Source organism: Paenibacillus sp. Marseille-Q4541, from assembly GCF_018310695.1.
GTDB lineage: Bacteria > Bacillota > Bacilli > Paenibacillales > Paenibacillaceae > Paenibacillus.
On record NZ_JAGXCY010000002.1, the window covers coordinates 481,625 to 488,006 of the forward strand.

Genomic DNA, 6,382 nt, shown 5'->3' on the forward strand with positions numbered 1-6,382 from the left:
AAGCGAAGCACTAAATGATTGATATCATCTATTAATAATTCATGCGCGCTAGGCGATACACCAAATTATTAATATCATCTATTAATAATTCATGCGCACTAAGCGTTGCACCAAATTATTAATATCATTTAAAGAAATCCTTAAGTCCCGCAAGCCGCGGATCTACAACAGTATTGTCGCAATCACAACTGCTTTGGTTCAAGTCGGTACCGCATTTAGGGCATAATCCTTTACAATCGGACTTGCACAGCGGCGCAAACGGTAGATGAAGTAAGAAATATTCTTCCAAAAACGGATTAAGATTCACGGTATCCTCGTCCACATACAAGGTATCATCCTCTTCACCCACATCTTCCGGTTCCGTTCCTTGCTTGAACTGCTCGGCGAATTTCATATCTAAATGTTCATGTACGTTACCAAGACAACGAGAGCAGAGCATATCCACTTCGGCCGTTAACGGACCCTGAACATCCACCACGCCCCCCGGTAATGCAGTTAGCGTAAGTTCCGCCTGCAATGGGGATACGGCTGTGATTTCCTTGTTGTTTCGAATCAGATGACTGATCTCAAGCTGTTCTGTCACCTTTTGGGGTTCAGCGCTTGATGCCATCTTGCGAAATGACATTTGCATTATAATCACTCCAGACGATAAACCATTTTTTCAACCAGCCCTATTGCTGTATACTATCTTAGTGTGTTGCAATACAGCCATAAGTATGTTGAGAAAAGGGTCTAACAAACAAAAATCATTATACCGATTTTCAAAGAGGTTTGTCAACACTTTAAACTTTACACCTGTGACCAAAGGTAAGGAATACCTTATAAGTTACCTGCGTGTCCACTAATGAAAAAAACAATATCTTAATAGGATAGCAAATTATGCAGGCATAATGCAAATCTAGGAGGTTGAACAGAAATCGTGAACTCAGCGGTGGGACTCATTGTAGAATATAATCCGATGCATAACGGTCATGTGTATCATTTGGAACAATCCAAAAAAATAACAGGATCAGACTCTGTCGTCGCTGTGATGAGCGGGCATTTTTTGCAGCGAGGGGAGCCTGCGATCGTGAGCAAATGGGCCCGGACAGAGATGGCGCTCCAGATGGGCGTCGATCTCGTGCTCGAATTGCCGACCGCGTATGCGGTACAGCCGGCAGAATGGTTTGCCTATGGTGCGGTAGCTACCTTGCACCATACCGGGGTCGTGGATTCGCTGTGCTTTGGCAGCGAATCCGGAGAGCTTGCGCCGCTGATGGAGCTGGCGGATCTCTTAGCCAGTGAGCCGGAGTCACTGGCTACAGCGATCCAGCAGCAGCTTGCGAGCGGCGCAAGCTATCCCGCAGCCTATGCAGCGGCTGCAGCAGATCTTGCCCCCGGCAGCGACAGCGCAGGCGCGCTGGCACTGCTGAAGCAGCCCAACAATACGCTTGGGCTGCACTATCTTATTGCGCTGCGCCGACTAGGCAGCGCAATAAGGCCCTTCACGGCGCAGCGTACCGGCGCCGGGTATCATGATGCGATGCCTGGACCAGGCAGCATCGCGAGTGCAACAGCCTTACGCCGGCTTTTGCTTGGCGAGGATGGCCTTACTGCCGCCGCACCGTATATGCCGGCGGAGGTACTTGCCATTCTGCAGCGCGAATGGCAAACAGAGCGCGCTCCTGTGTACCTGGAGCGCTATCGTGACGCCCTCTTCGCTCAGCTTGTAACGAAGAGTCCAGACGAGCTGGCTCGCTTTGGTGAAGTCACTGAGGGGCTGGAGCATCGTATCCTCAAGCAGCTCCCTCAGCTCCCTGAACTCAGCATTTCTGCTTTACTTGAAGCAATCAAAACCAAAAGATATACAAGGACAAAACTGCAGCGGATGCTGACCCATATTCTCCTAAATCATGAGAAGGTTAAGATGACACCAAATATCCTTCAAAAAGGCCCGCATTATATTCGAGTCCTTGGATTCACGGATAAAGGACAATCCTTGTTAAAAGAAATGCGTAAGAAAGCATCTCTTCCTATTGTTGTCAAAGCATCTGCTTTCGAGCATGACCAGCTGACGTGGGATCAGCAAGCAACCGCCGTGTATGGGATGGGTATGCCAAAACCAGATACAAGAATTCTTTATCAAGATTTCTACAAATCACCGATCAGGGTTTAGCTCAAAAACAGCTCCAAAACTTACCAACCAAATACCATCCGATTAATAAAAAAAGACAGGATCCTCTTGAAGCTTGATCTTCAAGAGGATCCTGTCTTTTTCTGTATATCATAACATCTAACTTGCAAATTCGTGTTTAATGGAGCGCCACTTTTTTATTATCCAGATTGTTAAGGTACTCCAGTGCATCACCCGCTGTATCAACAGGGACTATTTCCATATCAGTACTAATCGCATCCGCTTTTTTCTTTGCATCCGCATAATTCGCTCTAGGTACAAAGAAAATTTCAGCTTCTTTTCGATCCGCAGCCACAATCTTATGCACGACTCCACCAATAGGACCGACGTTTCCTTCCTTACTAATGGTTCCCGTGCCAGCGATAATATGACCTTTGGTCAAGTCTCCAGGAGTGAGCTGATTATAGATTTCTAGTGTAAACATAAGACCTGCTGAAGGGCCTCCAACCTTGGTATTCTTAAATTGAATCTGGTGCGCTGGATCTTCCGGTTTCACCTTCTGAATCGTTCCGATCATAACACCAAGACCCGGTCTTGTTTTGCCGGTATCGTTATCCTTAATGGGAACCAGAGTCACTTCTCTCGTAATCGTCTCCCCACTCCGGTTCAGCTGCATTTCTATTGTGTCCCCGACTTTTTTGTTTTGCAATTCCTTAGAAAGAACCGTATTGTCCGGTGTTGGCACACCATTTACAGACAATATCTTATCTCCTGCTTTAATGTCTCCTTGAGGAGCAGGGTCTTTCGACAAACCAAACACAAAAATATGTTCAGGTACAATACTGTAAGCAATTTCTGCCTCCTCGTAGGCTGCCTCCATAGCAGAAGACTGAGAATCACTCATAAAATAAACCTGTTCTGCAGAATATTCATCCTTCGTTTTTCCTTGAAGACGCTCTGCCTTTTTCTCGATCTCAGCATGTTCATTAAATACAGATAAGAAGAGGAGGGACAAATTCGCGTAACTCGCCGATACGGTGGTCATGAGAAATTCGCCCTCTTCTTTTTCATCTCCATTTTTCACTTCAACCATGGGTTTTACCGCATCTGCTGAACCCGGCTGCGTGATGATATACGGTGTAGGCATGTACACCAATACATAAACCATAATGGCAAGTACGACGATATATAACGTTGTTTTTAGGCCGCTTTTTTTGTGCATTGCACTCATGAATATCCACCTCCCCTTCACTATACTTACAGCTTGTTCTTGATCTTTGTATTCCACATATACATGTATAGGACAACACAGACGTCCACAGAACAAAAGGCACAGTCTCAACACCGAGAAGAACTGGTTGAAGCGTTATTTCTAAACTTTGAAAAAAACCGCGCCCTAGCGCTTGGTAGGGACGGTCTCCATCTTACATATAGAGGTGATTATCTTGATTTCCAAAAATAAAACAAGCGGACGTATCGCAATCTCACCGTATTTCATAACAATGCTACTAGGCATATGTGCCCTACTGATCGTAGCAGCTATCATTGCTTCCCCAGAGGAAGCTTTTCAAGCTTCGATGCAAGGTTTAGATGTATGGTGGAAGGTGGTATTTCCTGCACTACTCCCTTTTCTCATGCTATCTCAAATGCTGACAGCTTACGGATTCACCCACGGACTCGGTGTCTTACTTGACCCGCTGATGAGAAAAATGTTTCGTATACCTGGACCAAGCGGAGTTGGACTTGCTGTCGGTATGAGTGCCGGATTCCCTTCCGGTGCAGATACGGCAGTACAGCTATATCGTCAAAAATTAATTACGGCAAAAGAGGTCTCCCGTCTTGCTTCTCTCACTCATTTTGCAAATCCAATGACTCTTCTCGTCGTGATCGGAGCTGCTTTTTATCAAAATCCGATTGTCGGTTATGTGCTAATCCTGGTCCACTGGGCTTCAGGTATAGCTTCAGGTTTCATCCTAGCTAGGTTCGCAGGAAGAAATGAAGTGATCTTGACAAGCACTCTCGAATCGAAAACCGAGATTGTACCCAAAACCGCTATGCTGCATTCCATGCTACAAACTGCTTCCATTGCTAGAGAAAAAGATGGACGCAGTTTTGGAAAACTACTAGGCGATACAGTAAGCCATGCGGTTCAGGTACTGATGATGACAGGAGGAGCCATGATTGTATTTTCCGTAACGATCAAGCTGATCGGGAAATATATAACCCCATTTTTTCCAGACTATATCTGGTCATCCTTTTTTGAGATACATCTTGGCGCATATGCACTTCGTTCTACCGAGATAATCTCATCCCCGTTACATTTCGGCTTACTTGCTGCCGCTATCGGTTGGGGAGGACTGAGCTCCCACTGGCAGGTCTCTGCTCTCCTGAAGCCATATGGAATCAGCACTTCCACCTTTACCTTCGGAAGGGTATTGCATGCTTGTATCTCTTATATCCTCGTCCTTATGTTGTGGAAACCGATCCAGTTATGGCTTGAATCCAACAAAACGGTCTTTGGCGAGTTCAATATAGGTTCACAAGGCCTCACTGAACCTGCGATGAACGGTTTCGAGCTCGCAGGAATGCTCGGAATGTTCCTCATCTTGTTATTAATGACGTTTATCTTCTTGTCCAGATGGATCGTAAGGTGGCAGTCTACCCGTGGTCCCTCTTCTCGTTAACTTTACGTCTTAGTGCTTCTTCTACCTCTTTAGATACCAAGTCCTTCACATCTCCATCAAAACTCGCAATTTCCTTAACCACACTGGAACTTAGATAGGAGTATATTGGATCAGTCATCATAAAAATGGTCTCAGCGTCCTTGTTCAGCTTCTTGTTCAAGGACGCGAGTTGTAATTCGTACTCAAAATCCGTTACGGATCGAATTCCGCGGACAATTACATCCGCTCCTTTAACTCGCACGTAGTTGGCAGTAAGGTCACGAAAACTGTCCACTTCTACATTAGGAAGTTGTTTCGTTACCATTTCGAGCAATTCAACACGCTCTTCCACCGAGAACAGAGGATTCTTACTTTTATTGTTCAGTACGGCAACGACCAAACGATCAAACTGCTTGGAAGCCCTTGTAATAATATCGAGATGCCCCATGGTCACGGGATCAAAACTCCCCGGATATACGGCTACTCTTTCTCCTGTATGCACTGCTTTATTCATCCCCTTGTATCTCCTGACTACTGTCTTCTTGATCTATCTCTTCCATGACTGTTTCAGAGCCGGAAGTATAATGATAAACTGATATTGCTGTATCTCCATATGTGGATTTCCGAACTTGATGAAAATGTCCGATGGTTTCTAGGTACGCATGATTCGCATCATGTTCTACTACCACGGTCGCATCCTGAGACAACATATCGTTCTCCTGCATCGTCATCATCAGTTCATCTACATTCTTCATGCGGTAGGGAGGATCCAGAAAAACAAGATCAAACTGAACCGCACGTTTAGCCAGCAGCTTCAAAGCTCTGCCCGCCTCGTTACGATACACTTCTGCCTTACTCTCTAAGCCAGTAGCCTTCACGTTTGCACGAATGACTTCGATACTCTTCGGCTCAAGATCAATAAATACTCCCTTGTCCATTCCTCTGCTAAGCGCCTCTATCCCTAGCCCGCCGCTGCCTGCGAACAGATCGAGTACATTCCCACCTTCAAAATAAGGTCCAATCATACTAAAGACCGCTTCCTTAACCTTATCGGTTGTCGGGCGGGTTCCTGTTCCTGGAACAGCCTTAAGCGGTCTTCCTTTTGCCGTGCCTGATACTACTCTCACTTTATGTCACCCTGTTCCTGTCTTGATATGTAACCCTTATTATACCGATATCGTACCACAATCTATAATAGATGTGAAAATCCTCATATGTGAGATATAAAAAAAGAAACGGCTCTTCTATGTATAAACCGGAGTCAGAGCGGTCATGCTGTAATTATCGGCATCAAAAGTGCCGTAGACAACCGCGGAGAAGACTTACGTTTCCCCATAAGCTCTTCGTCCGGTTTCTCCTCTCCCATGATTGGGCGTCTCGAAAGAGGCGCCCTAAAATTTTTTAATCCGTACTTTTTATATTTTTATATTCTTTTATATTCAATGAATGATCCCTTCTCCTTACCTCATTATTCATTGATTCCCATCTATATCCAAAGCATAAACTCCCATGATAAATGTTACGCAGTGAATTTCCCTTCTAATTAAGTATATCTCTATTACAATCGAATCTATCTAGTTTAATTCCTACACAATCGATTTAGATC

The 6,382-nt window shown here is 45.1% G+C and carries 6 protein-coding genes; 2 read left to right on the forward strand and 4 right to left on the reverse strand.

Features of this window, described 5'->3' with window-relative positions:
• Nucleotides 1–124: 124 nt before the first annotated feature.
• Nucleotides 125–631, reverse strand: coding sequence for a YceD family protein (locus KFT32_RS04945; protein WP_211745988.1), 507 nt, complete (start codon nucleotides 629–631; stop codon nucleotides 125–127).
• Between the two features lie 288 nt (nucleotides 632–919).
• Between KFT32_RS04945 and KFT32_RS04950 the strand changes: the two genes are divergently transcribed.
• Entirely contained in the window at nucleotides 920–2,155 is a 1,236-nt protein-coding gene (locus KFT32_RS04950) for a nucleotidyltransferase (protein ID WP_349304855.1), read from the forward strand.
• Nucleotides 2,156–2,291: 136 nt separating this feature from the next.
• Here the strand turns inward: KFT32_RS04950 and KFT32_RS04955 are convergent, their stop codons facing one another.
• Nucleotides 2,292–3,344 carry a SepM family pheromone-processing serine protease gene (locus KFT32_RS04955; RefSeq protein WP_211745989.1) on the reverse strand — a complete coding sequence of 351 codons (1,053 nt, stop codon included), beginning with the start codon at nucleotides 3,342–3,344 and terminating at the stop codon, nucleotides 2,292–2,294.
• 214 nt (nucleotides 3,345–3,558) lie between these two features.
• Here KFT32_RS04955 and KFT32_RS04960 point away from each other — a divergent pair, with 214 nt between their 5' ends.
• Nucleotides 3,559–4,797, forward strand: a complete 1,239-nt coding sequence (locus KFT32_RS04960) for a nucleoside recognition domain-containing protein (RefSeq protein WP_211745990.1) — start codon at nucleotides 3,559–3,561, stop codon at nucleotides 4,795–4,797.
• On the opposite strand, the gene coaD is transcribed toward KFT32_RS04960, so the two are convergent.
• The gene (coaD, locus tag KFT32_RS04965) at nucleotides 4,772–5,290 is read right to left on the reverse strand and encodes a pantetheine-phosphate adenylyltransferase (protein ID WP_211745991.1); all 519 of its coding nucleotides are present in this window, start codon (nucleotides 5,288–5,290) and stop codon (nucleotides 4,772–4,774) included. The two genes, KFT32_RS04960 and coaD, sit on opposite strands and share 26 nt — an antisense overlap.
• Complete coding sequence (rsmD, locus tag KFT32_RS04970) at nucleotides 5,283–5,903, reverse strand: 16S rRNA (guanine(966)-N(2))-methyltransferase RsmD (protein WP_211745992.1); 621 nt, start codon at nucleotides 5,901–5,903, stop codon at nucleotides 5,283–5,285. The genes coaD and rsmD overlap by 8 nt, the downstream gene beginning before the upstream one ends.
• Nucleotides 5,904–6,382: the final 479 nt, after the last annotated feature.